Origin of the sequence: Mesorhizobium comanense (genome assembly GCF_005503535.1) — a bacterium.
GTDB classification, from domain to species: Bacteria; Pseudomonadota; Alphaproteobacteria; order Rhizobiales; family Rhizobiaceae; genus Mesorhizobium; species Mesorhizobium comanense.
Map to the genome: position 1 here is coordinate 187056 of NZ_SCNN01000005.1, position 25055 is coordinate 212110.

The window sequence follows — 25055 nt, forward strand, 5'->3', positions numbered from 1 at the left end:
GCTTTAACAATTGCGTGAGTCGATGGCCGATTGCGCTTGTGCAGGCGTCTGACGGCGAATATATAGGCGCCAAATTTGGGGCAGTTTGGGTGAGTCGAATGAACGACATCGTTACCGCCGATTACGTACCCTCCGAAGACGAGCCGTTCATGAACGAACGGCAGAAATCCTACTTCCGCCTGAAGCTCGTCACCTGGAAAAACGACATACTGCGCGAAGCGCGCGAAACCCTCGAAATCCTGCAGCAGGAAAACGCCAACCACCCCGACCTCGCCGACCGCGCCTCTTCTGAAACCGACCGCGCCATCGAGCTCAGGGCCCGCGACCGCCAGCGCAAGCTCATCTCCAAGATCGATTCGGCACTGCAGCGCATCGACGAGGGCACTTACGGCTATTGCGAGGAAACCGGCGAGCCGATCGCGCTAAAGCGGCTCGATGCCCGCCCGATCGCAACCTTGTCGATCGAAGCGCAGGAGCGGCATGAGCGCCGCGAGAAAGTCTATCGCGACGACTGAGTATCTTGCGTGGAGGTTGCCGGAGCAGCCTTGAACTGAAATCGAAAATGGCCGGGATTCCCGGCCATTTTCGTTGGTGCTGACGCACCTGTCGCAGCAAATGGACGCGGGCGGAGTTCGGCCGCCGAACGGGTAGGTGCGGATTATCGCTTCTGGCTCGAGAGTTCGCCCAGCAGCTTTGTCATCTCGTCATCGAGGGATTGCGGTGCCTTGGGCGCCGGTTTGCCTACCGGGCCGCCGGAACGAGGCTGGTCGAGCGAAACCTCCAGTTCCTTCATCAGCGTGTCGTCGATGCTGTCCTGTCTCGGCGGCGGTGGCGCGTGCTTGACGACATTGGCATTGGCGGACCCATAGGCGGGCAGCGGTGTGACATTGGTGGACTGATAGTTCTGCACCGCCGGCTTTGAGGCAGGCGCGGTGGCGGGTGGCGGCGCCGCCGGGCGCTGGCGGGCTGGTGCCGCCACAGGCTGGGGAGCGGGCGCCTGTCTTGCGGGCGCGGCAGGGGCGGGCGCGGGAGGGACGGGCTGCGGTGGTCGCGGTTTCGCCGTCGGAGCCGGAGCGGCGACAGGCACGGGCTGCAGGCCGCCATCTCCAGTCAATGCCGGGCGTCGCGGTGCGGCGAGGCGTATATCGCGCTCGACGACGACGTCGGTCGGGCCGCCGATCAGGAGCAGATGCTCGATGTCGTCGCGGCGCACCAGCACCAGCCGGCGATGGCTGTCGACGGCGGTGGCGTCCATGACGGCGAGCCGCGTCTTGCGGTTCCGGCCGCCGGCGACAAAAGTGCCGAAGGTCAGGTTGCGGATCAGCCTGATGATGACGAGAACGATGACCAGCAGGATCAGCGCCGCGAAGGTCCAAAGCAGCGCTGCGGCATAACCGGGGCCCGCCACGCTATCCAGCCACTGCATTGGTTTCCCCCGATCGGTTTTGGAAAGTGACGCGACACTAGACCGTTGCGGCTGGCCACCGCAAGTTGCCTTTCACGCATCGTGAACAGGTTGAAACAGTCTGAGCCCAAGCCGGCATCATTTTTATCTGACATTTGCCGCCCGGGCCTTTTCCAGACCAGGAGAATGTGATTCAACCGGCTAGAGCGCGTCGTGCTGAAAGGGATTCCCCAGGTCCTTGTTTTCATGCATGTCGCCTTCCCAAAACCGAAGTCACTTTTGGGCGGCATGCATTAGGGGCGGGTGTCGGAAGATCGGACTTCACGAGCAGGGGGCATATGGCCAAGGAAGCGCGCGGCGATTTCTATCCGGTACCGATCGTCGACCAGAACACGCGACCGGGTGCGGTCACCCGGCTCATCATCTTCATCGTCGTTCTGACGGGCGCCGCGATCGTCTTTGGCCTGTTCCGCGAGCGCCTCGGCGATCCCTTCCTGCTCGGCATGCTCGGCGTGCTGGCGATGATCGGCGTGGGCTTCCTGTTCGCGACCGCGATCGGCTTCGTACAGATCACGCCGCGCTCGACCGGCGATGAACTGTCCAAGGCTTTCGTCGATTCGATGTCGCAGGGCCTCCTGGTCACGGACACCAAGGGCCGCGTCGTCTACGCCAACCGCGCCTATGCCGAAATGACCGGCGCCTCGTCGGCCGCCGATCTCAAGACGGTCGAAGGGCTGCTTTCGGATGTTCCCGAAGCCTCGGTGACGATCTACCGGCTGGCATCCGGCCTGCGTGACGGTCAGCCCGGCGACGGCGAGTTCCGCCTGGCGCAATCGATCCGGCCGGGCGCCGAACCGGGCGCTCGCTGGTACCGGGCGCGCGCCCGCACCTTCAGCGTTCCGGGCCAGCGTCTGCCGATGCTGGCGTGGCAGCTCGCCGACATTTCACAGGAACGGGCCGAGCAGGAACGGTTCTTCCTCGACCTGCAGAAAGCGATCGATCATCTCGACCACGCTCCGGCCGGTTTCTTCTCCGCCGACCAGGATGGCCGCGTCACCTACATCAATGCCACGCTCGCGGAATGGCTGGGCATCGATCTGGCCAGTTTCACGCCCGGCGCCGTCGCCTTGCCCGACATCGTTGCCGGCGACGGCATGGCGCTGGTGCGTTCGGTCAAGGCCGATCCCGGCACGACGCGCAACGCCGTCATTGATCTCGACCTGACGACGATGACGGGGGAGGCGCTCCCGGTGCGCTTCATGCACCGCGTTTCGGCCAGCCGCGAGGGCGTTGGCGGCCCCACGCGCACGATCGTGCTCAACCGCACGCAGGGCGAGGACGCCTCGGCTGACCTGCGCGCTTCGGAAGTGCGCTTCACCCGCTTTTTCAATTCGACGCCGATGGCGATCGCGGGTGTCGATGCCAGCGGACGCATTCTGCGCACCAACGCGCCGTTCCTGTCGCTGTTTTCCTCGGTCGTCGACCGGGACGCCGTCGATCGTCGCGTGCGGCTCGACACGGTGATCCACGACCGCGACCGGCCGGCCTTTGCCGCCGCATTCGAGAAGGCGCGGCTACGGCAGGCGGATATCGAGCCGATCGACACCGTGTTGCCTGGCAATGAGGAGCGGCATATCCGCTTCTACGTCAACGCCGTCGCCGACGGTACCGGCGGCGAGGGGGCCGAGGAATCGGCCATCGTCTACGCTGTCGAGACGACCGAGCAGAAGGCGCTCGAAGGGCAGATGGCGCAAAGCCAGAAGATGCAGGCGGTCGGCCAGCTCGCCGGCGGCATAGCCCACGACTTCAACAACGTACTGACCGCCATCATCATGGCTTCAGACCTGCTTTTGACCAATCATCGGCCTTCGGACCCGTCCTTCCCCGACATCATGAACATTAAGCAGAACGCCAACCGGGCTGCTTCGCTGGTCAGGCAATTGCTGGCCTTCTCGCGCAAGCAGACATTGCGGCCGGAAGTGCTGAACCTCACGGACGTCCTCGCCGATCTCAGGATGCTGCTAGCCCGCCTTGTCGGCAACGACATCAAGCTCAAGATCGACCATGGTCGCGACCTGTGGCCGGTCAAGGTCGACATCGGCCAGTTCGAGCAGGTGGTGGTCAATCTGGCGGTCAATGCGCGCGACGCGATGCCCGCGGGCGGCGATCTCACGGTGCGTACCCGCAACGTCACCGCCGAGGAGTGCAAGACCTTCCCTTACCGTGAACTCACCGCGGCCGACTATGTCGTGGTCGAAGTCGAGGACACCGGCAGCGGCATCGCGCCCGATGTGCTGAAGAAGATCTTCGAACCGTTCTTCACCACCAAGGAAGTCGGCAAGGGCACGGGCCTCGGCCTGTCCATGGTCTATGGCATCATCAAGCAGACCGGCGGCTTCATTTTCTGTGATTCAGAGGTCGGCAAGGGGTCTACCTTCCGCATCTTCCTGCCGCGTCACATTGCTGAAGCGAAAAAGGCGGCCGAACCCGGCGAGACGCCGGCCGCCGCGCCGGTCAAAGCCGCCGACAACGCCAAGGATCTGTCCGGATCCGCCACCGTGCTGCTGGTCGAGGACGAGGATGCCGTGCGCATGGGCGGCGTGCGGGCGCTGACCTCGCGCGGCTACACCGTTCACGAGGCGTCCTCGGGCGTCGAGGCGCTGGAAGTTTTCGAGGCGCTTGGCGGCAAGGTCGACATCGTCGTATCCGACGTGGTGATGCCGGAAATGGACGGTCCGACCCTGCTTGGCGAACTGCGAAAGCGTCAGCCGGACATCAAGTTCGTCTTCGTCTCCGGCTATGCCGAGGATGCATTCGCCAGGAACCTGCCGGCGGAAGCGCATTTCGGCTTCCTGCCGAAGCCGTTCTCGCTCAAGCAATTGGCGACGGTCGTCAAGGACATGCTCGAATCCTGAAGCAAGCTCCCGCAAGCCGATCGGAAGGAACGGTCCAACGCCTGCATGCGGCGATGAACCGTTCTGGATATGCTGATCAGGCCGCTTCCCGCTTCAAGGCCATCTGTTCATCCCTATCAGGCCGGTGGCCGCGCAAATAGAGCGCGCATGTCGTGCGCAGCATCGACGCGAAATTAGGGATAGCGCCATTGATCTCGATGGCTTCATCGTACAGCTTCGAGATGAATTTGGGTGTCGTCAGGCCCTGACTGTCGGCGATTTCATCCAGCAGGGCCCAGAATGTCGCCTCCAGCTGGATACTTGTTGAATGTCCGTCGATACGGATCGACCGGTTGATCTGGCGGTAGCCTTCCGGATCCTGTGCGGCAAAGACTCTGCACATCGTTTTCTCCCGTTTTGTTGGTTTTGGGCTCCGACGGACATGTCGGCGCCTATAAGCACTGCCTGCGGCATCATCTTCGGCCGGTCGGACTGACACGGCAATCAGACTTTCGTCCTTAGAGCCGTTCAGGACTTCACGGAATCGCTGAACGGCTCTAACTCTTTGTTTTTAAGCAATTCCGGACGGAAAACCGTTTCACACTTTTCCTGGAATTGCTCCAGACGCGGTGACACTACCCGTTTTTCGATCTCATGCGTGGTAATCGGCTGCCACCACCTTTCCCAGTCAAAGCGCATAATCGCCTTCGAAGCATGAACGCTGCGGAGTTTGATTTGGCGAAGGCGATCCACACCATGATCCGGGTTCTCGACGAAGCCCGGTCCATCGATTTCTACACCAGGGCGTTCGGGCTGGAGGTCGCCCAGCGGCTGGATTTCGAGACCTTCACGCTGCTCTATCTCAGCAATGTCGACGCGCCGTTCGAGGTTGAGTTGACCGTCAACAAGGGCAGGCAGGAGCCTTATGCGCTCGGCGACGGCTACGGCCACCTTGCGGTTTCGGTCGCCGATCTCGATAGCGAGCACGACCGGCTCGGCGCTCTCGGCCTCAACCCGAAAAAGATCGTCGAGTTCAACCGCGACGGTTCCCTCATCGCCCGTTTCTTCTTCATCGAGGATCCCGACGGTTACAAGATCGAGGTCCTGCAGCGGGGAGGACGCTTCCTATAGGGACCACCGGCCGCGCGGGCCGGCGCGGCGCCAGCAACGGCACTCTTTCGGGTGCGAACAGCAAGCAGGGAGGAAAACATGGTCACAATCTACGAGCGGAAGCCCCATGAGAGCAGGAATGGGCTCTCGCGGCGCGAGCTTCTCAAACGCGGCGGCGTCGGTGCGCTGCTTGTCATCTCCGGCAGTGCCGTCATCAGTCCGGAACATGCCTGGGGACTGGAGACGGCGGCGCTGAAGCCTGAAACCATGGCGACGCTGATCCAGGTGGCCCGCGACACCTATCCGCACGACCAGGTGCCGGACAAATACTATGCCGTCGCCGTCAAGGGGCACGACGAGATGGCCGCCAAGGATCCAGCCCACAAGGATCTTATCGAGAAGGGCATTGCCGAACTCGACAAGAAGGCCGGGGCCGGGGGCTATCGCGGACTTGGCTGGGAAGAGCAGCGCGTCACGCTGCTGAAGGATATCGAGAACTCGTCCTTCTTCCAGACGGTTCGCGGCGGCCTCGTCGTCAGTCTCTACAACCAGAAGGAGCTCTGGCCGATCTTCGGGTACGAGGGCGAGTCCTACTCCAAGGGCGGCTACATCGCGCGCGGCTTCAACGACATCGAGTGGCTCTGAGCCGCTCTGTTTTCACCGTTATTGACCGACTTCATGGGAGGAAACCATGGCAGCACCATTTGATCTGAAAAACGACGACGTCGTCGTCATTGTCGGCTCGGGCGCCGGCGGCGGCACGCTCGGCAACGAACTCGCACAGAAGGGCATCGATGTCGTCATCCTCGAGGCGGGCGCGCGTCACGAGTACGAAGACTTCATCAACGACGAGTGGGACTCCTTTGCCCAGCTCGCCTGGAAGGACAAGCGCACCACGTCAGGTGACTGGCGCGTGGCCAAGGATTTCCCGAACCTGCCGGCCTGGATCGTCAAGTCGGTGGGCGGCTCAACCACGCATTGGGCGGGTGCGTCGCTGCGCTTCCAGGAACATGAGTTCAAGACGCTTTCCACTTACGGCAAGCTGGAAGGCGCTAATCTTCTGGACTGGCCCGTCACCCTGGCCGAGATGGAGCCCTACTATGCCAAGGCCGAAGCCAAGATGGGCGTGACCGGCACCAACAACTGGCCGCGCCTGCCCGGCAACAACAACTTCAAGGTTCTGAAGGCCGGCGCCGACAAGCTGGGTTACAAGGAATGCCATACCGGCAACATGGCCATCAATTCGGTCGAGCGTGACGACCGCAACTCCTGCCAGCAGACGGGTTTCTGCTTCCAGGGCTGCAAATGGGGCGCCAAATGGTCGACCCTCTACACCGAAATCCCCAAGGGCGAGGCGACAGGCCATCTAGAGGTCCGGCCGAATGCCATGGTGATCAAGATCAACCATGACGCCTCGGGCAAGGTCACTGGCGTTGTCTACGCCGACAAGGACGGCAAGCTGCAGGAGCAGAAGGCCCGCATCGTCGCCGTTGCGGGAAACTCCATCGAGAGCCCGCGCCTGCTGCTTAACTCCGAGTCGAGCAAATTCCCGCATGGCCTCGCCAATTCGTCCGGGCAGGTCGGCAAGAACTACATGCGCCACACCACGGGCTCGGTCTACGCCATCTTCGACAAGCCGGTGCACATGTATCGCGGCACCACGATGGCCGGCATCATCCGCGACGAGGCGCGGCACGATCCCTCTCGCGGCTTCGTCGGAGGCTATGAGTTCGAGACGCTCTCGCTGGGTCTGCCCTTCATGGCAGCATTTCTCAACCCTGGCGGTTGGGGCCGTTCCTTCACCACCGCGCTTGATCGCTATGACCACATGGCCGGCTTGTGGATCGTTGGCGAGGACATGCCGCGCGAGGAGAATCGCATCACGCTGCACAAGGATGAAAAGGACGAGCACGGCATGCCGATCGCCGACGTGCATTTCGATGACCATCCCAACGACACGGCCATGCGCAACCATGCCTACAAGCAGGCGACGGCTCTCTATGACGCCGTCGGCGCGACGCGCAGCTTCCCGACACCGCCCTATCCCTCGACCCATAATCTCGGCACCAATCGGATGAGCGAGAAGGCGGAAGACGGCGTCGTCAACAAGCACGGCCAGGCGCACGACATCAAGAACCTGTTCGTGTCGGACGGCAGCCAGTTCACGACCGGCGCCGCCGAGAACCCGACGCTGACCATCGTGTCGCTGGCGATCCGCCAGGCCGACTACATCGCCGCGCAGATGTCGGCAAAGACGATCTGACCTCCCGACTGCCTGCTGGCGCGGGACCCGGCCGGGTTCCGCGCCTTTTTTCTGCCTGATGTCATGCCCCGACCGGCTGTCTGTCCTTGCGGCGGATGGCGACGACGGAGGGTCTTGGCGGCTGGCCGTCCTTGAAATCGGGCCAGAGGGACTGGGCCTTGTCGAGCGTTTCGGCGTCTTCGGAAGGATGCTGGACGGACAGGAACAGCGTGGTGCCGTCCGGCGTGAAGCACGGGCCGGTCGCCTCCGCGCCATGCGGGCAGGTGAACAGGAGCTTCGGCAAGCCGCGCGCCGGGCCTTCGGTGTCGACACCATAGACCCCGTCGGGCAGGTCGAAGTCATTGGCGCCGTCGGTCGCCACCCAAAGCCGCCCGGCCGGATCGAAGGTGATGTTGTCGGGGCAGACGAACCAGCCATTGTCAGACGTTTCGGGATGGAAGGTGGCGCCGACCTTGGCATCCCTGGGGTTGCCGCAGAGGACAAAAAGATCCCAGGCGTATATGTCGGCGGTGTGGTCGGCATCCGCGCCGCGGCCGCCGGGCGGTATCAACTCGACGATATGGCCCCACAGATTTTCGGGGCGGGTGTTGGCCGGATTGACCTTTGATTCGTCACGCTTCTTGTTCTTGGTCATGACCGCGTAGACCCGCCCGGTAACAGGATTGGTCTCGATGTCCTCCGGCCGGTCCATCGGGGTCGCACCGAGCGCATCCGCCGCCAGCCGCGTCTTCAGCAGCACCTCGGCCTGGTCGGCAAAGCCGGTCTCGGCGGTGAGCTTGCCCTGCCCATGGACGAGCGGCAGCCAGGTCATCGAGCCATCGGCGTCGTAGCGGGCGACCGAGAGCACGCCGTCGTCCAGAAGGCCTTTGCCGGACGCCGGGTTTGCCTTGTCGTAGGCCTTGTTCGAGACGTAGCGGTACATGTACTCGAAATAGTCGTCGTCGCCCATGTAGACGACGATGCGGCCATCCTTGTTGAGCACGACCGTCGAGGCCTCATGCGACATGCGGCCAAGCGCGGTGCGCTTCACCGGCTTTGACGCGGGATCGTAAGGATCGATCTCCACCACCCAGTCGAAGCGGTTCGGCTCGTTCGGTTCCTTGTCGATGTTGAAGCGGTCATGGAAGCGGCCTCGGCCGTAGATGTCGGAGCCGTCGAAGCCATAGCGGTCGAGAATATCCGTTGTCGGCGCTTTCTTGGGATCGCCGCCGAACAGATCCGACACGCCTTCCTCGCAGGTCAGCACAGTGCCCCACGGCGTGACGCCGCCGCTGCAATTGTAGCTCGTGCCGAGCACTTTCGTGCCGGTCGCATCGGCCGAGGTCTTCATCAGCGCATGGCCGGCGACCGGCCCGGACACCGTCATTGCCGTGCTGGCGGTGATGCGGCGGTTGAGCGGGCTGTCCTCGATGGCGGACCATTTGCCGTCCTTGAGCATCACCTCGACGATCGAATGCCCCATCGCCGCCAGGCCGAGATCGACCTGTTCCTTGCTCATGGCCTTGCCGGCGCCATCTTCGGTCATGCCCGCGAACATCACGTTGGGCGAGATGTACTCGTTGTTGACGCAGAGCAGGCCGTGGTCGGAGTTCACCGAGCCCTTGGGCAGCGGCATGAAGGCGATGTAATCGCAATTATAGCCAAAACGCTTCTGCTGTTCGTCGGCCGTGATGGTGTTGGCGTCGAACTCCGTCAAGCCGGCGACCAGCGGGTCGCCCCAGCGCGCGACGACGGTGGTTTCATAGCCTTCGGCGGCGGCATGGGTCTTGTCGTAGACCCGTTTCAGTTCCGGGAAGCCGAGCGTGGAAAGCGCTGCCGCGGCATGTGTTTCGCCGGCAAACAAGGAGCCGACAAAGCCGCCGCCGGCGGCCAGCGCCCCGGTCGCCAGGCCGCCTCTGAGGATATCGCGGCGGGAGGCCCTGGCGGCGATGACATCGCGGATGACGGGGGAGGGTGAAGACGGGGAAGTGGCCATGATATCTGCCTCTCGGGGTGGATGTTGACGGCGCACCGCTGCCTAGTCCGCTTCGGCAACATCCGAATGACAACGGTGCCGTCGGCCGGACGCGTGGCGGCCAGGCGAAGTCCGAGGGGCTGGGGGTTTCAGTTCTTTGTACAGGTCGAGGCGGTGAAGGCGCCGTCGGGCTGTTTCATGATGATATCGAAGGATGGCGGGCTCTCGCCGTCCAGCGTCGCCTGGGTCAGCGAGATCGTGTTGCCGCCCGTCGTGTAGCCGCCCACGGGCCCAAGCCAGGAAATCACGCCGTTCGCATCCATCTGGTAATTGTAGGCCTGTTGCGACCTGCCGAAAGTGATCGGCCCGCTGTAGACATTGCCTTTGATGGTGATCTCGCCGAGATCGATGAACATGCCCAGCAGATAGACCTCGCAGTGATACGTGCCGTCCGGCATCTTGCCGTCGCCGAAGTCGGCCCGAGCGGGGCCTATCGTCGTCGCCAGGAGCAGAAGGCCGATGGAAATGCGGGAAATCAGGGATGCCATGGTGTTGCTCGTTTGAAGCGTGAGCTTGCCCCATTTCCGTTCCGCGCCGCAATACGCTGGGCTCCCAGCCGAGACTGCAGGATAAAATATAGGCACTGACCGAATTTGGGCAAAAATTAGGCAAAGGCTTTGTGCGCTGCGCAAATTTCTCTCAACTAAATCTTAACCAGGCCGCCCCGGCCTTGCCTGTGATGTCAGGATAACGGTCTGATAACATTCGATTATTAGCTGGTTGTCGACACTCTCATGACGGTTGGCACGCGGGTTGCATTGCGTTGTTGCGGTGCAATCAACCAGCTTGGGAGTTTTCCGTATGAGGGGTAATTTCTCGACAATAACAAAAATGGTCTCGGCGAGCGTGGTTGCCGCCGGTCTGATGATGTCAGCGCCCGCAAGGGCGGCCGACGATACGATCAAGGTCGGCATTCTTCATTCGCTGTCGGGGACCATGGCGATTTCGGAGACGACGCTGAAGGATGCCATGCTGATGCTCATCGACGAGCAGAACGCAAAGGGCGGACTGCTCGGCAAGAAGCTTGAGGCCGTCGTGGTCGATCCGGCCTCGAACTGGCCGCTGTTCGCCGAAAAGGCGCGCGAGCTGATTTCCAAGGATCACGTCGCTGCGGTGTTCGGCTGCTGGACCTCGGTATCGCGCAAATCGGTTCTGCCGGTGTTCTCGGAACTCGACAACATTCTTTTCTACCCCGTCCAGTATGAGGGCGAGGAGAGCGAGCGAAACGTCTTCTACACCGGTGCTGCTCCGAACCAACAGGCCATCCCCGCCGTCGACTATCTGATGAGCAAGGACGGCGGCTCGGTGAAGCGTTGGGTGCTGGAAGGCACCGACTATGTTTATCCGCGCACCACCAACAAGATCCTCGAAGCCTACCTCAAGTCGAAGGGCGTGCCGGCCGAGGACATCATGGTCAACTATACGCCGTTCGGCTTCTCCGACTGGCAGACCGAGGTCTCGGCGATCAAGAAGTTCGGTTCGGCCGGCAAGAAGACCGCCGTCGTCTCGACAGTCAACGGTGATGCCAACGTGCCGTTCTACAAGGAGCTCGGCAACCAGGGCATCAAGGCCGAGGACATCCCGGTCATGGCCTTTTCCGTTGGTGAGGAAGAGCTTGCCGGTCTCGACACCAAGCCGCTGGTCGGCCATCTCGCCGCCTGGAACTATTTTGAGAGCGTCAACACGCCGGAGAACAAGAAGTTCATCGCCGACTGGCACAAGTTCATCAAGAACAACAAGCGCACCACCAACGACCCGATGGAAGCCCACTATATCGGCTTCAACATGTGGGTGAAGGCGGTTGAAAAGGCCGGGACCACCGATCCGGACAAGGTCATCGATGCCATGATCGGCGTTTCGGTGCCGAACCTGACCGGCGGCTATGCGACGATGATGCCGAACCACCACATCACCAAGCCGGTGCTGATCGGCGAAATCCAGGCCAACGGACAGTTCCAGACGGTATCGAAGACGCCAGGCCTGGTTATGGGCGACGAATGGTCCGACTACCTGCCCGATTCCAAGGACCTGATTTCCGATTGGCGCGCGCCGCTCAGCTGCGGCAACTTCAACGTCAAAACCGGCAAGTGCGGCGGCAAGGGCACAAACTGATCCTCCCCGGGCTGGACCTCCGGTCCATCCCAAGACCGCGTGCGTCCGGACGGCTACCTCCACCGTCCGGACGCCCATTCAACGTTCTAAGGGTCACCAAAAACCGATGAAGATTTTCCATGCGATGGGACTGACGCTCTTGCTCATACTGGCGACGCTGTCGTCTTCGGGCGCTGCGGAAGCCGATCTGCGTGCCATTATCGCAAAGTTCGCCACCGTAACGGATTTTTCCCAGACGGGAGCTGTCGTTCAAGAGTTGGCAGCCACGAGCGATCGGGCTGTCGAACGGCCGCTCGCTGCATTGGCAGACGGCAATCTCTACATTCGCATGGCCGACTCGATGGTATTTATCGGCAAGGAAGGCGATGAAAACGTCCAGCTTTTCGACCCGCTGAGCGGCGAAGCAGCCGGCGAGGCTTCACCGGACGACTTAACCCAGATCGGCGTCAACAACACCTTGCGCCGCACCATCCGCGATGCATTGGGCACGTTGACGCTTGGCTCCAAGGATCCGACAGTCCGCATCGCCGCCGCCGATACCATGTTCAAAACTCCCGATGCCGCCAACATCCAGCCGCTCGATGTAGCGATCGCCGGTGAGACTGTGGCGAGCGTCAAGGCTCTTCTGGAACAGGCGCGTGCGGCTTCGATACTGGTTTCAGACCAGCCCTATGCGGACAAGCTCGCAGCAATCGCAGTGATCGGTGCGCGTGGCGACCGCAACGCGGTGTCGCTCCTCACCTTTGTCGAGGCCAACGCCTCTGGAGACGTGAAGGAAGCGGCCACGGCTGCAATCGCCAGCATCAATTCGACGCTTGCCATCTGGGATGCCGGTCAGAACATCTGGTACGGCATCTCGCTGGGCTCGGTGCTGCTGCTGGCCGCGATCGGACTGGCCATCACCTTCGGCGTCATGGGCGTCATCAACATGGCGCATGGCGAAATGGTTATGCTTGGCGCCTACACGACGTTTGTCGTTCAGCAGGTGATCCGCACATCCTTCCCTGGCCTTTTCGACTGGTCGCTGATCATCGCCCTGCCTTTGGCCTTCCTGGTCGCGGCCTTTGTCGGCCTCGTCATCGAGCGCGGCATCATCCGCTTTCTCTATGGGCGGCCGCTCGAGACGCTCTTGGCGACATGGGGTGTCTCGCTGATCCTGCAGCAGGCGGTGCGCTCGATCTTCGGGCCGACCAACCAGGAGGTCGGCAATCCCTCCTGGATGTCGGGTTCGTTCGCTATCGGCCAGCTTGCCATTACCTGGAACCGGCTCTGGATCCTGGTTTTCGCGCTCACCGTCTTCGCGGTACTGCTTTACCTGATGAAGCGTACCTCCTGGGGCCTGCGGATGCGCGCCGTCACTGCCAACCGGCGCATGGCGGCTTCGATGGGCATCAGGACGCCATGGGTCGACGCGTTGACCTTCGCGCTCGGTTCCGGGATTGCCGGCATTGCCGGGGTCGCGCTCAGCCAGATCGACAATGTGTCGCCCAATCTCGGCCGCGGTTACATCATCGACAGTTTCATGGTCGTCGTCTTCGGTGGCGTCGGCAATCTGTGGGGCACGCTGGTCGGCGCTTTTTCGCTGGGCATCGTCAACAAATTTCTCGAGCCCTATGCCGGCGCCGTGCTCGGCAAGATCGTCGTGCTGGTGCTGATCATCCTGTTCATCCAGAAGCGCCCGCGCGGCCTGTTCGCGCTCAAGGGCAGGGCGGTGGAAGCATGATCACGGGACGCTTCTTCGCCCCTGGCGCTGACCGCCGCATCGCGATCACCATCTTCGTCCTGTTGGCGGCGGCCATCATCGTGCCGCTGCTCAATCTCGCTGTTTCTCCAGCAAGCGCTTTCTATATCCCGCCCTATATGGTGGCGCTGACCGGCAAGTACCTCTGCTATGCCTTGCTGGCGTTGTCGCTCGACCTGGTGTGGGGCTATTGCGGTATCCTATCGCTCGGGCACGGCGCGTTCTTCGCGCTCGGCGGCTACGCGATGGGCATGTATCTGATGCGCCAGATCGGCTCGCGCGGCGTCTATGGCAATCCGGTCCTGCCCGATTTCATGGTGTTCCTGAACTACAAGGAACTGCCCTGGTTTTGGCATGGCTTCGACCATTTCTGGTTCGCTGCGCTGATGGTGCTGGCGGTGCCCGGCCTGCTCGCCTTCGTCTTCGGCTGGTTCGCCTTCCGTAGTCGCGTTACCGGCGTCTATCTCTCCATCATCACCCAGGCTATGACCTATGCGTTGCTGCTCGCCTTCTTCCGCAATGACATGGGATTCGGCGGCAACAACGGCCTGACCGATTTCAAGGACATTCTCGGCTTCAACGTCCAGGCCGACGCGACGCGCTCGGCGCTGTTCGCTGCGAGCGCCGTTACGCTGGCCCTTGCCGTCTTCGTCACCTGGGCGATCGTCGGCTCCAAATACGGCAAGCTGCTGATGGCCGTGCGTGACGCCGAAAGCCGTACGCGCTTCCTCGGATGGCGGGCCGAAAATGTGAAGCTCTTCGCCTTCACAGTCTCGGCCGTGATGGCCGGCATCGCCGGCGCGCTCTACGTGCCGCAGGTCGGCATCATCAATCCGGGCGAGTTCGAACCGTCCAATTCGATCGAGGTGGTGATCTGGGCGGCGGTCGGCGGGCGCGGCACCATTGTCGGGCCGATCATCGGCGCTTTGTTGGTCAATGCCGGCAAGTCCTGGTTCACCGGCGTGTTGCCCGAACTCTGGCTGTTCGCGCTGGGTGGCCTGTTCGTCGCCGTCACGCTGCTGCTGCCAAAAGGCATCGTCGGCATGTGGGACAGCTGGCGCGGCAATGCCGGAACTCCGCGTGCGGTCCCTTTGGCTGACAAAGCCCACACCGGGGCCGGACTGGTGTCCGCGACTTCGAAGCCGGCTCGTTCGCCGGCAAGAAATCCGGGCGAATGGTCCTGGTCCGACCCCGAACCGCAGGCGGCGGAGTAAGCGCCATGAGCAAATCCAACACCATCCTCTACCTCGACGGCGTCTCGGTTTCCTTCGACGGCTTTCGCGCCATCAACAATCTGTCCCTGGTGCTCGACAAGGGCGAGATGCGCGCCATCATCGGTCCCAACGGCGCCGGCAAGACGACGATGATGGATATCGTGACCGGCAAGACACGGCCTGATGAGGGCGAGGTCTTCTTCGATGGTCAGGTTGACCTGACCAGGCACGACGAGGCCGAGATCGCAATGATGGGCATCGGCCGCAAGTTCCAGAAGCCGACGGTCTTCGAGAGTCACAGCGTTGAGGACAATTTGATGCTGGCGCTCAAGGGACCGCGGTCGATCTTTCCGGCATTGTTCCATCGCCGCTTCGCCGCCGAGGCGCGGCGGATCGACGAGATCCTCGGTGTCATCCGGCTCGGCGACAAGCGCGGCGACCTGGCGGCCAGTCTCAGCCATGGCCAAAAGCAGTGGCTGGAGATCGGCATGCTGTTGGCGCAGGACCCGAAGCTGCTTCTGGTCGATGAGCCGGTCGCCGGCATGACCGACGCGGAAACCGAAGAGACCGCGCGCCTGCTCAGGGATATCGCGCGCGACCATTCGGTCATCGTCGTCGAACATGACATGCATTTCGTGCGCGAGCTCGGCGTCAAGGTGACCTGCCTGCACGAGGGCTCGGTGCTGTCGGAAGGCACGCTCGATTTCGTTTCAGCCGACGAGCGGGTCGTCGAAGTGTATCTGGGGAGATGAAATTGGTGTGGCGGGTGCAATTCCATCGCTTCGATCTGTCGCTTCTCCGGTTCTGGAGAAGACGCTGACATGCTCGAAGTTTCCAACGCCACGCTCCATTACGGCGCCGCCCAGGCGCTGCGCGGCGTTTCGCTGAAGGCCGGCGCCGGTAGGATCACCTGCGTGCTCGGCCGCAACGGTGTCGGCAAGACCAGTTTGATGAGATCGATCGTCGGCCATCACAGGCTGACGAGCGGAAGTGTTGCCTTCGAGGGGAAGGCGCTCGACCGGAGCGCGGCGTATGACCGCGCCCGGTCGGGCATCGCATTCGTACCGCAGGGCAGGGAGATATTTCCCTTGCTGAGCGTGCGCGAGAACCTGGAGACCGGCTTTGCGCCATTGAAACGCGCGGACCGCACCATACCCGCGCATGTCTTCGAACTTTTTCCCGTGCTGAAGCAGATGCTTGGCCGCCGTGGCGGCGACCTGTCGGGCGGCCAGCAGCAGCAGCTCGCCATCGGGCGCGCTCTGGTGATGCGGCCGAAACTGCTGGTGCTCGACGAGCCGACGGAAGGCATCCAACCGTCGATCATCAAGGACATCGGCCGCGCCATACGCTACCTGCGCGACCAGGCCGGCATCGCCGTGCTTCTGGTCGAGCAATATCTCGATTTCTGTCGCGAACTTGCCGACGAGGTCAACATCATGGACCGTGGCCAGATCGTGCATACCGGCCCGGCGCATGATTTAGACAGGGCTGATATTCGCAAGTTCCTGACGGTCTAGAATCGGTCCTCGACTTCGGACTGGCCCCGATGTCCTTGGCAAGTCCAATATTTCTCCCGCCCGATCAACCGCGTACCTAGCCAACCAACTGTCGCATGCTAGTCTTTTCTTGGCTTTGTGAGTCGGCCGCTTCCGTATCAGTCTGGTTCGTCGCAGATCGAGGGGCGCGCGAGTGTCGGGCAAGGCCCACGCAAGCAAGCATTCCTAGCTTACCTCCTGCGATCGCTGTCGTTCAACGCGTTTGGGCACACAGGCTAAGGGACGGCCATGGAACGTTACGTCGAGGACTACCAGAAGAGGCGGCTGACGGACCGCGTCGACATCATCACCGCCATCAACATCCTGAGGTCCCAGGGCTGCGAGTACGATGATCTGATCGAGGAGATCACCAAGGTGTTTTACGTCGACCTCGACACCTTCAATGAAATCGTGATGGCGGCATAGGAGCCGCTTCTGCTCGCCGGCGCCTGCCTAGCTTGCGCGCCGGAACGCGGACGCAGTGACGCGGTTACGGCCACCTCGCTTGGCGACATAGAGGGCCTTGTCGGCGGCGCTGAGCACCTTGTCGAAGCTGAGCCCTTCCTTGGTGCCGAAGGCAAAACCGGCGCTGACGGTGCATGTCAGGGCACCCATCTCCGTGTCGATCCGGCGCGTCGCGAAAGCGACGCGGATGCGTTCGGCTGCTTCCTCCACCGTTTCGGGCAAGGTTCGCTTCAACACCAGCGCGAATTCCTCTCCGCCCATGCGGGCGGCAACGTCGGTCTGGCGAAGATTGCCAACGAGTTCCCTGGCGAAAACCCTCAGCACCTCGTCGCCTGCCGCGTGGCCAAATTCGTCATTGATGGCTTTGAAATTGTCGAGGTCGAACACGATCACCGCGGTGAACGCGCCGACCGGGACATGGCCATGCATGTCGAACAGCGCGCGCCGGTTCAAGAGGCCGGTCAAGGGATCGGTCAAGGCGTTGCGCCGGTGATGCCTGGCCAGGCGTCCCTGGTTAAGGGCAAGCGACAAGGCGCCGATGCCTGTCATGCTGGCGATGACGACGATGAGGCTCAATTCTTCGGCCCAGTTGCTCGGCGCGTGCCCCAGGACCAGCTTTCCATCCCAGGCAAGAACCATGGCGCAAAGGGCAAAGGAGGTCGCCGTGGCCGAATAGAGCGCGGTGATGCCGATCGTCAGGGCAGGGGCCTCGTCGCGGCCTCGCCAGTATTCGAACGCCGTCGCGAAAAGCAGCAAGGCCGCAAACGAATTCTCGAACATGAACCCCAGGCCGTCATAGCCCAGCGCCATGGGCGGCAGCGTCACCGCCAGCGAGATGCAGCCGAACAGTGTTCGCTTCATGGGGGAACCGCCGGTCCTGTACTGGTAGGCGGCCCCCAGCATCGCTGAAAAGCCGATCAACAGCAGCGCCAGCGTGGCAATGCCGAGCAAGCGCCCGGGCATGTCGATATAGGCGTCATAAACGAAGATATCGCCGACCACGAACAACAGGCTGGTTGCCCACGTCAGCAGGAAACGTTCCGAACGGGCGGTCAACCACATGCCGAACAATGTCAGGCTGAGGCAGGCGGCGGAAAAACCGACAGCCAGCAGAAGTGAAGTGTAGTCGAGCGACATGCCCCTCTTTCCCTGCCGGCGGCGGTTCCAGCTCTGCGGCTTGGCGTCTCTGCATTCTTGCAGAAGGAAGTGTCGATAAGGTTACGATCGCAGCGAAGATGCCACGAATAAGGTCTGCGCTACGCGCAAAACGCGTATGCGGTACACTTATAACGTGTAGCCCGATCTCGACCGTGAATTTGTCAGCCGGCCGTTCGCTTCATCAGCGCCATTGCCCCGAAAGGCGCGCGTACCTTGCCTTCGGTGATGAAATAGACGAACACGTCACGCGGCTGGACCGGCGCGTCGGTGGCGGGGTCGGCACGGCGCAAATCGGCTGGCTGCTTGCCCTCCGCCCAGATTTTCGCCCGCGCCGCCCATTCGTCGAGACCCTTCGGCGTGTAGCAATCCGGGTTGTCGTCGCTGCCGGTCTGCAGCCGCGCATAGACGAAGTCGCCGGTGACGTCGGCGATATCGGGGTACTTGGCATGGTCGGCGTAGACGATCGCCGCCCTGTATTTGCGGGCAAGTGCTGCGAATTCCGGCACGATGAAGCTGTCGTTGCGCACTTCGAGCGCATGGCGAAGGGCTACGCCATCCTGCTTTTCCGGCAGGAGCTTGAGGAAAGCCTCGAAATCATCCGGATCGAATTTCTTGGTCGGCGCGAACTGCCAGAGAATCGGCCCGAGCTTCTCGCCGAGCGCGGCGACGCCGGAACCGAGGAAACGCATCATCGATTCACCGGCTTCGCCCAGCACACGGCGGTTGGTGACGAAGCGGTTGCCTTTCAGCGAGTAGACAAAACCGTCCGGCGCCTCACTGGCCCATTTGACGAAAGTCGGCTCCTTGAAGGAGGAATAGTAAGTGCCGTTGACCTCGATGCTCGGCACCTGCCGGCTTGCATATTGCAACTGCTTGGCCTTCGACAATTTGTCCGGATAGAAGGACGTATCCCAGGGCTCGAAAGTCCAGCCGCCCATGCCCGAGCGGATTGTTCCCGATTTGCTCATTGTCGTCCTCCCAGGTTCAAACGTTCTGGCCAAGTAGGAAATCAGGCCGCGCTCAGAAAGATCAGTCCGTCATGGCTCCGCCGACCGGTTTTGCCATGTCGACGAGTACCCATCCTGGCCGGTAGGGATTGGGCCGGCGACCCGTTTCGCGATAACCGTAAGCTAGATAGAGCGCGATGTTCCGTTCCATTTTCGCATTGGTGTAGAGCCGTATCTCCGGCAGGCTCCACGAACCCGTCCGCTCGTCGGCGTGTTTCAGCAATGCGATACCGAACCCCTTGCCCTGAAAGGCGGGCGACACCGCGACGGAGAAGATCATCGCGTGGTCCTGATGCCGTTCCAGCGTGAGCACTCCGGCAAGTTCGCCGCCGCTCTCGAGCAGCCAGACCTCGCCGTTGGCGATGCGCGGCGCATAGTCCTCGGTCACCGGGATCGGCGGCGCGTCGAGTACGGCGCTATAGGGAGCGTAGGCTGCTTCCGTCAGCGCGACGATCGCGGCGAGATCTTCGGAGTGGGCAAGCCTCATGATTGATCCATTCCAGCGGCAGCGGCGATCACCTTCTTCATGCCGGCAACCATCGCCTCGACCGCGGCGCGGCTGGCTTCGCCCAGGCCATGGCGCTCGGCGATCCAGCGCGGATCATTGTAGGACAGCCAGATCTTGCCATCTTCATCCTCCCAGGCCAGCGCCTTCACCGGCAGGTCGATGCCGGCAAGTTGCCTGTCCTGCATCAGTGGTGTGCCACCTCTGGGGTTGCCGAAAACCAGCAACTCGGTCGGCCGCAGCGAGGCGCCGACATCGCGTGCGCCGGCGGCATGATCGATGCGTGCGAAGACGAGCAGGCCCGCGCGCTTGACCACCTCGGCCAGACGATCGATGGTCTCGGTCACAGCGAACCGGCTTTCGACGGAGACGAGGCCGTTGTTTTCCGTCACTCCGTCACTTCCTTCAGGGCGAGGACGATGACAGAAAGACGAGCGTTCGGAACGGCCTTTAACACTGTATTCTGCCAAAGCCGGGGAGCATCAAATCGCTCCGAATTCACGGCGGATAGTCGCGAGCACATCGCCAAAAACCTCGGAAATATGGCCTCGTTTAAAGCGAATTTGTTGTATTCCATCGAAATTGGAAGCGAGTTCAACCCCTTGCTCAACAACCATTATCGCACGATCGAAGCCTAAACGACCTTGGAAGAGTCCGCATTCGTGAATAACATTCTGCCGGGCTCTAATTCCGCTCTCAGTTTTGTCTTCTCCGGTAAGAACAAGCATAGCCAAAGACGTCTCCCCGGCCATACTGTCCAAAATGTCTCGAATTGTATGCCCAGATCGAGCGCCGGTCTCATATGCAACTACGCTTATGCCGTGCTTGTCTTGTAGATGGTTTTTTATTTTTTCCCACTGAGGGCTGCGGCCATGCCCTATGAAAATGTTTAGATTTTTCTTCGATATTTCCTCTGAAAGAACAGTCTTTTCGGAAGCATCGGCATCGGAAAAGATGGATAGAATTGATTCTATTATCGGTCTTGATTCCGCAAAAACGCTTATTTCCGTTTGACCTAGAATAAACTGTAGCTGTAATTCAAATTTCCTTTCATGATCCTTTAGTAATTCTACTCTAATAATGCAGCTTCCGGTTGTGTTTTGTCGATATAGGTCAAAAAACTCTTCAAGATTGTCAAATCTCCATCGTTCATTTTTATTCTTTACAGATAGAGTAGAAAATTTTGTCGTAATTCCTTTTCCGCCTTCAGTGCCGAGTTTATCAATGGCAGTGCGAATAAGCTTGGGGCTAAACTTCACATTGCCAAAATTTACTTCTTTTTCCATCAAAACTGCCCTGATCGGACGATACTAGAGGGTGAATGGCCGCTGAGCCAATCTAGGCATATGCCAAATGCCATCACTCAGCCGCTTCGCGCTTGCCTCCGGGGCGTCGCTCCAGCAATTCCTTGAGGAACTGGCCGGTGTAGCTGCGCTTCTCGCGCACAATCGCTTCCGGCGTGCCCGAGGCAACCAGTTCGCCGCCGCCGTCGCCGCCTTCAGGACCAAGATCGAGCACCCAGTCGGCGGTCTTGATCACTTCGAGATTGTGCTCGATGACCACCACCGTATTGCCCTGGTCGACCAGTTCATGCAGCACTTCCAACAGCTTGGCGACGTCGTGGAAATGCAGGCCGGTGGTCGGCTCGTCGAGGATGTAGAGCGTCTTGCCGGTCGCCTTGCGCGACAGTTCCTTGGCGAGCTTGATGCGCTGCGCTTCACCGCCCGAAAGCGTCGTCGCCTGCTGGCCGATATGGATGTAGCCGAGGCCGACCTGTTTCAGCGTGTCGAGCTTGTCGCGCACGCCGGGCACCGCGGCGAAGAATTCGACACCTTCCTCGACGGTCATGTCGAGCACGTCGGCGATCGACTTGCCTTTGAACAGCACGTCGAGCGTTTCTCTGTTATAGCGCTTGCCGTGGCAGACGTCGCAGGTGACGTAGACGTCGGGCAGGAAGTGCATCTCGATCTTGATGACACCGTCGCCCTGGCAGGCTTCGCAGCGGCCACCCTTGACGTTGAAGGAGAAGCGGCCCGGCTGGTAGCCGCGCGCCTTGGCTTCCGGCAAGCCGGCGAACCAGTCGCGGATCGGCGTGAAGGCGCCGGTATAGGTAGCGGGGTTCGAACGCGGCGTGCGTCCGATCGGCGACTGGTCGATGTCGATGACCTTGTCGAGGAATTCCAGTCCCTCGATGCGGTCATGCTCGGCCGGATGTTCGCGCGACCCCATGATGCGCCGCGACGCCGCCTTGAACAGCGTCTCGATCAGGAAGGTCGACTTGCCGCCGCCCGATACGCCGGTGACGGCGGTGAAGGTGCCGAGCGGAATCTCGGCCGTGACGTTCTTCAAATTGTTGCCGCGCGCGCCGACAACCTTCAGGCGCCGGCCCTTCTTGGCCTCGCGGCGCACGGCCGGCGTCGCCACTTCCAGTTCGCCCGACAGATATTTGCCGGTGATCGAATTGGGGTTGGCCATCACCTGCCGGGGCGTGCCCTGGGCGATGATCTCGCCGCCATGGATGCCGGCGGCCGGCCCCATGTCGACGACATAGTCGGCGTGCAGGATGGCGTCCTCGTCGTGCTCGACGACGATCACCGTGTTGCCGATGTCGCGCAGGTGCTTCAGCGTGTCGAGCAGCCGTGTGTTGTCGCGTTGATGCAGGCCGATCGACGGCTCGTCCAGCACGTAGAGCACGCCGGTGAGGCCGGAGCCGATCTGCGATGCGAGCCTGATGCGCTGGCTTTCGCCGCCGGACAGCGTGCCGGAATTGCGCGAAAGCGTGAGATAGTCGAGACCGACATCGTTGAGGAAGCGCAGCCTTTCGCGGATCTCCTTCAGCACGCGCACGGCGATCTCGTTCTGCTTGTCGTTGAGCTGCGCGGGCAGGTCGGTGAACCAGCGGTCGGCGTTGCGGATCGATTGTTCGGTGACCTCGCCGATATGCTTTCCGCCGATCTTCACAGCCAAGGCCTCGGGCTTCAGCCTGTAACCCTTGCAGACCGGGCAGGGCGTCGCTGACATGAAGCGCTCGATCTCCTCGCGCATCCAGGCGGACTCGGTTTCCTTCCAGCGCCGTTCGAGATTGGGAATCACGCCCTCGAAGGTCTTGGTCGTCTTGTAGGAGCGCAGCCCGTCATCGTACTGGAAGGTGATTTCGCGCTCGCCGGTGCCGCGCAGGATCGCTTCCTGGGCTGCGGCGGAAAGATCCTTGAACTTGTCGCCGAGCTTGAAATCATAGGCCTTGCCCAGCGCTTCGAGCGTCTGCGCATAGTAGGGCGAGGTCGATTTCGCCCAAGGGCTGACGGCGCCGTCGCGCAGCGAGACATTCTCGTCGGGGACGACGAGGTTGGCGTCGATGGCGCGCTGGCTGCCGAGGCCGTCGCAGGTGGGGCAGGCGCCGAACGGGTTGTTGAACGAGAACAGGCGCGGCTCGACCTCCGGAATGGTGAAGCCGGACACAGGGCAAGCGAATTTTTCCGAGAACAGGATGCGCTCATGCGTCTCGTTCTTCGATTTGTTGACCGAATCCTCGCCGGTCTGGCTTGCGTCGAGCGGCTTGTCGGCGAATTCGGCCACCGCAAGCCCGTCGGCGAGCTTCAGCGCGGTCTCGATCGAATCGGCCAGACGCGTGGCAAGATCGCCGCGCACGACGATGCGATCGACGACCACGTCGATGTCGTGCTTGTACTTCTTGTCCAGCGCCGGAACATCCGCGATTTCGTAGAAGATGCCGTCGACCTTGACGCGCTGAAAACCCTTCTTCTGCAGTTCGAGAAGTTCCTTGCGGTACTCGCCCTTGCGGCCGCGCACGATCGGCGCCAGCAGGAACAGGCGCGTGCCTTCCTCGATGGCCAGCACCCGGTCGACCATCTGGCTGACCGTCTGGCTCTCGATCGGCAGGCCGGTGGCCGGCGAATAGGGCACGCCGACGCGCGCGAAGAGCAGGCGCATGTAGTCGTAGATCTCGGTGACGGTGCCGACCGTCGAGCGCGGGTTCTTGGATGTCGTCTTCTGTTCGATCGAGATTGCCGGAGACAGGCCGTCGATCTGGTCGACGTCCGGCTTCTGCATCATTTCGAGGAATTGCCGGGCATAGGCCGAGAGGCTCTCGACATAGCGGCGCTGGCCTTCGGCATAGATCGTGTCGAAGGCCAATGACGATTTGCCGGAGCCGGACAGGCCCGTCATGACGATCAGACTGTCACGCGGCAGATCGAGATCGACATTCTTCAGATTGTGTTCGCGCGCCCCGCGAATGGAAAGGAATTTATGGTCGGCCATCGCCGCTCGCCGCCTCAGATCTGGAATTCGTGGGATTGGCGGGTTTTCCCGGCCATCCCCTATGTAGGTTGTTTTGCCGCTACGTCGAGGGACGTCACAATTCTCGACCAAGCCGTTTAACCGTCTTTCGCGCGAGGGGGCAAGCGGAAAGAACAAAAACCGAACACGCTCCTGACAATCGCGGTCAGGCTGGTGTCGCGAAGGAACCAGCCAGGCGCACCAGCTCGGCTTGCCGATGCGTGCCGGTCTTCGCGAAGAGCCGCAGAAGATGTGTCTTTGCGGTCGCATGGCTTATGCCGAGCGCTTTTGCCGCCTCGCCAAGCGTTTTTCCGTCGGCCATCGCCATATAGAGGCGCGTTTCCGCCGGTGTCAGGTCGAACAAGGCGGCGATGGTCTCGGCGGGCGGCTGGGACAAACCGCTCGCAGGCGCGATGAAAATGGCGGCGCTGGCGCCGGGGGCCAGATTCGGGCGCAATTCCCCCCGGTCGAGGGGCAGCACATGCACCACGGCAGGCGAGCCATCCGGTCGCATTGCGGGAATGCCGCTGACGCGTCGGCGAGGCATGTCTTCTTGCGATCCCTGAGACCAGCTCACCGCCCGCCGAAGGGCGGCGGTGCCGGCGGCGTTGCCGAGGGCCAGCGATCCTCTCTGGTCGATAATCGGGCCGCCGCTGGCGAACATGGCGCGTGCGGCCTTGTTGGCGCACAGAATGCCGCGCTCGCCATCGACCAGCACGATGCCGGCGGCGACGGCATCCAGCGTGGCGATCAGGTTTGCCGCCGCCAGGGTTTTTACGTCGAGGATCCGGCTTATCGCCACCGCGCGCTGAATATGGGGGACAAGCAGGCGGGCGAGTTCCACTTCGCGTTCGCCGATAGCGCCCTGGCTGTGGTGCCGCGCGAAGCCGACCGAGCAGGTCGTGTCCCTGTCGCGCGTGATCGCTATCGCCATCAGGTCGATGATACCCTGCGGCTCGATCCAGTCGCGATAGTAGGAGGTGTCTGGCCAGCTTGTTTGCTCCCGCTCCCGGGAGAGTACCTTCGGCTCTCCGACGGCGAAGCTTGCGATGCGCTCGGCGCCGCCCCATTGCGCGACGATGTCCGCGCCGTGCTCAGGAATGCGCCGCGCGTAATCGTCGGCGATGCCGCTGGTGACGTTGAGGATCGGCAGACCGTTCGGCGCCGTCCACACCGTGAACATGCCATTGCAGAAACCGAGCGACCGCCGGATTTCCGCCAGCGTCCGTTCCCAGTTGGTCGGGTCGATGGCGCAATCGTAGATCAGACCGATCAGCAGCGACAAAAGCTCTGTGTCGCGCAGGCTGTTCGCGGTCTTCGACATGCTCCCCCC

General features: G+C 61.9%; 22 protein-coding genes. 11 read left to right on the forward strand and 11 right to left on the reverse strand.

Translation table 11 applies throughout. The features are described 5' to 3' along the window. Window positions 1-98: 98 nt before the first annotated feature. Window positions 99-515, forward strand: a complete 417-nt coding sequence (dksA, locus tag FFS37_RS11455) for an RNA polymerase-binding protein DksA (protein WP_006202025.1) — start codon at window positions 99-101, stop codon at window positions 513-515. Window positions 516-658: 143 nt separating this feature from the next. Here dksA and FFS37_RS11460 read toward each other — a convergent pair whose 3' ends face one another. Next, on the reverse strand, window positions 659-1426 hold the full coding sequence (locus FFS37_RS11460) for a flagellar biosynthetic protein FliO (RefSeq protein ID WP_137931056.1): 768 nt from the start codon (window positions 1424-1426) through the stop codon (window positions 659-661). A 317-nt stretch (window positions 1427-1743) separates the two neighbouring features. Between FFS37_RS11460 and cckA the strand changes: the two genes are divergently transcribed. Continuing rightward, window positions 1744-4320 carry a cell cycle histidine kinase CckA gene (gene cckA / locus FFS37_RS11465; protein WP_137931057.1) on the forward strand — a complete coding sequence of 859 codons (2577 nt, stop codon included), beginning with the start codon at window positions 1744-1746 and terminating at the stop codon, window positions 4318-4320. A 76-nt stretch (window positions 4321-4396) separates the two neighbouring features. On the opposite strand, the gene FFS37_RS11470 is transcribed toward cckA, so the two are convergent. After that, entirely contained in the window at window positions 4397-4702 is a 306-nt protein-coding gene (locus FFS37_RS11470; protein ID WP_137931058.1) for a ribbon-helix-helix domain-containing protein, read from the reverse strand. 332 nt (window positions 4703-5034) lie between these two features. Here FFS37_RS11470 and FFS37_RS11475 point away from each other — a divergent pair, with 332 nt between their 5' ends. The 3 genes from FFS37_RS11475 (at window position 5035) to FFS37_RS11485 (ending at window position 7672) form a co-directional block, all read left to right on the forward strand. Further along, complete coding sequence (locus FFS37_RS11475) at window positions 5035-5430, forward strand: VOC family protein (protein WP_137931059.1); 396 nt, start codon at window positions 5035-5037, stop codon at window positions 5428-5430. 78 nt (window positions 5431-5508) lie between these two features. After that, complete coding sequence (locus tag FFS37_RS11480; protein ID WP_137931060.1) at window positions 5509-6054, forward strand: gluconate 2-dehydrogenase subunit 3 family protein; 546 nt, start codon at window positions 5509-5511, stop codon at window positions 6052-6054. A 46-nt stretch (window positions 6055-6100) separates the two neighbouring features. Then, entirely contained in the window at window positions 6101-7672 is a 1572-nt protein-coding gene (locus tag FFS37_RS11485) for a GMC family oxidoreductase (RefSeq protein WP_137931061.1), read from the forward strand. Window positions 7673-7733: 61 nt separating this feature from the next. Here FFS37_RS11485 and FFS37_RS11490 read toward each other — a convergent pair whose 3' ends face one another. Both FFS37_RS11490 and FFS37_RS11495 read right to left on the reverse strand, forming a co-directional pair. Then, window positions 7734-9647: a PhoX family protein gene (locus FFS37_RS11490; RefSeq protein ID WP_137931062.1), complete on the reverse strand. Its 1914-nt coding sequence runs from the start codon at window positions 9645-9647 to the stop codon at window positions 7734-7736. A gap of 128 nt (window positions 9648-9775) precedes the next feature. Further along, window positions 9776-10174, reverse strand: a complete 399-nt coding sequence (locus FFS37_RS11495) for a hypothetical protein (protein ID WP_137931063.1) — start codon at window positions 10172-10174, stop codon at window positions 9776-9778. Between the two features lie 343 nt (window positions 10175-10517). On the opposite strand from FFS37_RS11495, the gene urtA reads away from it, so the two are divergent. From urtA to FFS37_RS11525, 6 genes are all read left to right on the forward strand, one after another. Further along, complete coding sequence (gene urtA / locus FFS37_RS11500) at window positions 10518-11798, forward strand: urea ABC transporter substrate-binding protein (RefSeq protein ID WP_232375636.1); 1281 nt, start codon at window positions 10518-10520, stop codon at window positions 11796-11798. Window positions 11799-11904: 106 nt separating this feature from the next. After that, on the forward strand, window positions 11905-13521 hold the full coding sequence (gene urtB / locus FFS37_RS11505; protein WP_137931065.1) for an urea ABC transporter permease subunit UrtB: 1617 nt from the start codon (window positions 11905-11907) through the stop codon (window positions 13519-13521). Beyond that, window positions 13518-14753 (forward strand): urea ABC transporter permease subunit UrtC, encoded by a 1236-nt coding sequence (gene urtC / locus FFS37_RS11510; protein ID WP_137931066.1) that lies wholly within the window; start codon window positions 13518-13520, stop codon window positions 14751-14753. The genes urtB and urtC overlap by 4 nt, the downstream gene beginning before the upstream one ends. 5 nt (window positions 14754-14758) lie before the next feature. Next, window positions 14759-15505 carry an urea ABC transporter ATP-binding protein UrtD gene (urtD, locus tag FFS37_RS11515; RefSeq protein WP_137931067.1) on the forward strand — a complete coding sequence of 249 codons (747 nt, stop codon included), beginning with the start codon at window positions 14759-14761 and terminating at the stop codon, window positions 15503-15505. A gap of 69 nt (window positions 15506-15574) precedes the next feature. After that, window positions 15575-16270: an urea ABC transporter ATP-binding subunit UrtE gene (urtE, locus tag FFS37_RS11520; protein ID WP_137931068.1), complete on the forward strand. Its 696-nt coding sequence runs from the start codon at window positions 15575-15577 to the stop codon at window positions 16268-16270. Between the two features lie 267 nt (window positions 16271-16537). Then, window positions 16538-16714 carry a hypothetical protein gene (locus tag FFS37_RS11525; protein WP_137931069.1) on the forward strand — a complete coding sequence of 59 codons (177 nt, stop codon included), beginning with the start codon at window positions 16538-16540 and terminating at the stop codon, window positions 16712-16714. Between the two features lie 27 nt (window positions 16715-16741). On the opposite strand, the gene FFS37_RS11530 is transcribed toward FFS37_RS11525, so the two are convergent. The 7 genes from FFS37_RS11530 to FFS37_RS11560 all read right to left on the reverse strand — a co-directional run bounded on the left by FFS37_RS11530 (window position 16742) and on the right by FFS37_RS11560 (window position 25046). Beyond that, window positions 16742-17890, reverse strand: coding sequence for a GGDEF domain-containing protein (locus tag FFS37_RS11530; RefSeq protein WP_137931070.1), 1149 nt, complete (start codon window positions 17888-17890; stop codon window positions 16742-16744). Window positions 17891-18072: 182 nt separating this feature from the next. Next, entirely contained in the window at window positions 18073-18879 is an 807-nt protein-coding gene (locus FFS37_RS11535) for a DUF72 domain-containing protein (RefSeq protein ID WP_137931071.1), read from the reverse strand. A gap of 61 nt (window positions 18880-18940) precedes the next feature. Continuing rightward, on the reverse strand, window positions 18941-19405 hold the full coding sequence (locus tag FFS37_RS11540; RefSeq protein WP_137931072.1) for a GNAT family N-acetyltransferase: 465 nt from the start codon (window positions 19403-19405) through the stop codon (window positions 18941-18943). Then, window positions 19402-19815, reverse strand: a complete 414-nt coding sequence (locus FFS37_RS11545; protein ID WP_137931073.1) for a DUF302 domain-containing protein — start codon at window positions 19813-19815, stop codon at window positions 19402-19404. Before FFS37_RS11545 ends, FFS37_RS11540 begins: the two co-directional genes overlap by 4 nt. 90 nt (window positions 19816-19905) lie before the next feature. Then, the gene (locus tag FFS37_RS11550; RefSeq protein ID WP_137931074.1) at window positions 19906-20709 is read right to left on the reverse strand and encodes a TIR domain-containing protein; all 804 of its coding nucleotides are present in this window, start codon (window positions 20707-20709) and stop codon (window positions 19906-19908) included. A 73-nt stretch (window positions 20710-20782) separates the two neighbouring features. After that, complete coding sequence (gene uvrA, locus FFS37_RS11555) at window positions 20783-23704, reverse strand: excinuclease ABC subunit UvrA (RefSeq protein WP_137931075.1); 2922 nt, start codon at window positions 23702-23704, stop codon at window positions 20783-20785. A gap of 184 nt (window positions 23705-23888) precedes the next feature. After that, a complete protein-coding gene (locus tag FFS37_RS11560) occupies window positions 23889-25046 on the reverse strand; it encodes a helix-turn-helix transcriptional regulator (RefSeq protein WP_137931076.1) in 1158 nt (385 codons plus the stop codon). Between the last annotated feature and the right edge of the window lie 9 nt (window positions 25047-25055).

Excerpts from the sequence above, each read along its gene's own strand:
- urtB (WP_137931065.1), top strand. The coding sequence starts at position 11,905 with ATGAAGATTTTCCATGCGATGGGACTGACGCTCTTGCTCATACTGGCG.
- FFS37_RS11560 (WP_137931076.1), bottom strand. The coding sequence starts at position 25,046 with ATGTCGAAGACCGCGAACAGCCTGCGCGACACAGAGCTTTTGTCGCTG.
- FFS37_RS11460 (WP_137931056.1), bottom strand. The coding sequence starts at position 1,426 with ATGCAGTGGCTGGATAGCGTGGCGGGCCCCGGTTATGCCGCAGCGCTG.
- urtE (WP_137931068.1), top strand. The coding sequence starts at position 15,575 with ATGCTCGAAGTTTCCAACGCCACGCTCCATTACGGCGCCGCCCAGGCG.
- dksA (WP_006202025.1), top strand. The coding sequence starts at position 99 with ATGAACGACATCGTTACCGCCGATTACGTACCCTCCGAAGACGAGCCG.
- urtD (WP_137931067.1), top strand. The coding sequence starts at position 14,759 with ATGAGCAAATCCAACACCATCCTCTACCTCGACGGCGTCTCGGTTTCC.
- FFS37_RS11550 (WP_137931074.1), bottom strand. The coding sequence starts at position 20,709 with ATGGAAAAAGAAGTAAATTTTGGCAATGTGAAGTTTAGCCCCAAGCTT.
- FFS37_RS11540 (WP_137931072.1), bottom strand. The coding sequence starts at position 19,405 with ATGAGGCTTGCCCACTCCGAAGATCTCGCCGCGATCGTCGCGCTGACG.
- FFS37_RS11490 (WP_137931062.1), bottom strand. The coding sequence starts at position 9,647 with ATGGCCACTTCCCCGTCTTCACCCTCCCCCGTCATCCGCGATGTCATC.
- FFS37_RS11535 (WP_137931071.1), bottom strand. The coding sequence starts at position 18,879 with ATGAGCAAATCGGGAACAATCCGCTCGGGCATGGGCGGCTGGACTTTC.
- cckA (WP_137931057.1), top strand. The coding sequence starts at position 1,744 with ATGGCCAAGGAAGCGCGCGGCGATTTCTATCCGGTACCGATCGTCGAC.
- uvrA (WP_137931075.1), bottom strand. The coding sequence starts at position 23,704 with ATGGCCGACCATAAATTCCTTTCCATTCGCGGGGCGCGCGAACACAAT.
- FFS37_RS11525 (WP_137931069.1), top strand. The coding sequence starts at position 16,538 with ATGGAACGTTACGTCGAGGACTACCAGAAGAGGCGGCTGACGGACCGC.
- FFS37_RS11470 (WP_137931058.1), bottom strand. The coding sequence starts at position 4,702 with ATGTGCAGAGTCTTTGCCGCACAGGATCCGGAAGGCTACCGCCAGATC.
- FFS37_RS11530 (WP_137931070.1), bottom strand. The coding sequence starts at position 17,890 with ATGTCGCTCGACTACACTTCACTTCTGCTGGCTGTCGGTTTTTCCGCC.
- FFS37_RS11480 (WP_137931060.1), top strand. The coding sequence starts at position 5,509 with ATGGTCACAATCTACGAGCGGAAGCCCCATGAGAGCAGGAATGGGCTC.
- urtC (WP_137931066.1), top strand. The coding sequence starts at position 13,518 with ATGATCACGGGACGCTTCTTCGCCCCTGGCGCTGACCGCCGCATCGCG.
- urtA (WP_232375636.1), top strand. The coding sequence starts at position 10,518 with ATGGTCTCGGCGAGCGTGGTTGCCGCCGGTCTGATGATGTCAGCGCCC.
- FFS37_RS11495 (WP_137931063.1), bottom strand. The coding sequence starts at position 10,174 with ATGGCATCCCTGATTTCCCGCATTTCCATCGGCCTTCTGCTCCTGGCG.
- FFS37_RS11485 (WP_137931061.1), top strand. The coding sequence starts at position 6,101 with ATGGCAGCACCATTTGATCTGAAAAACGACGACGTCGTCGTCATTGTC.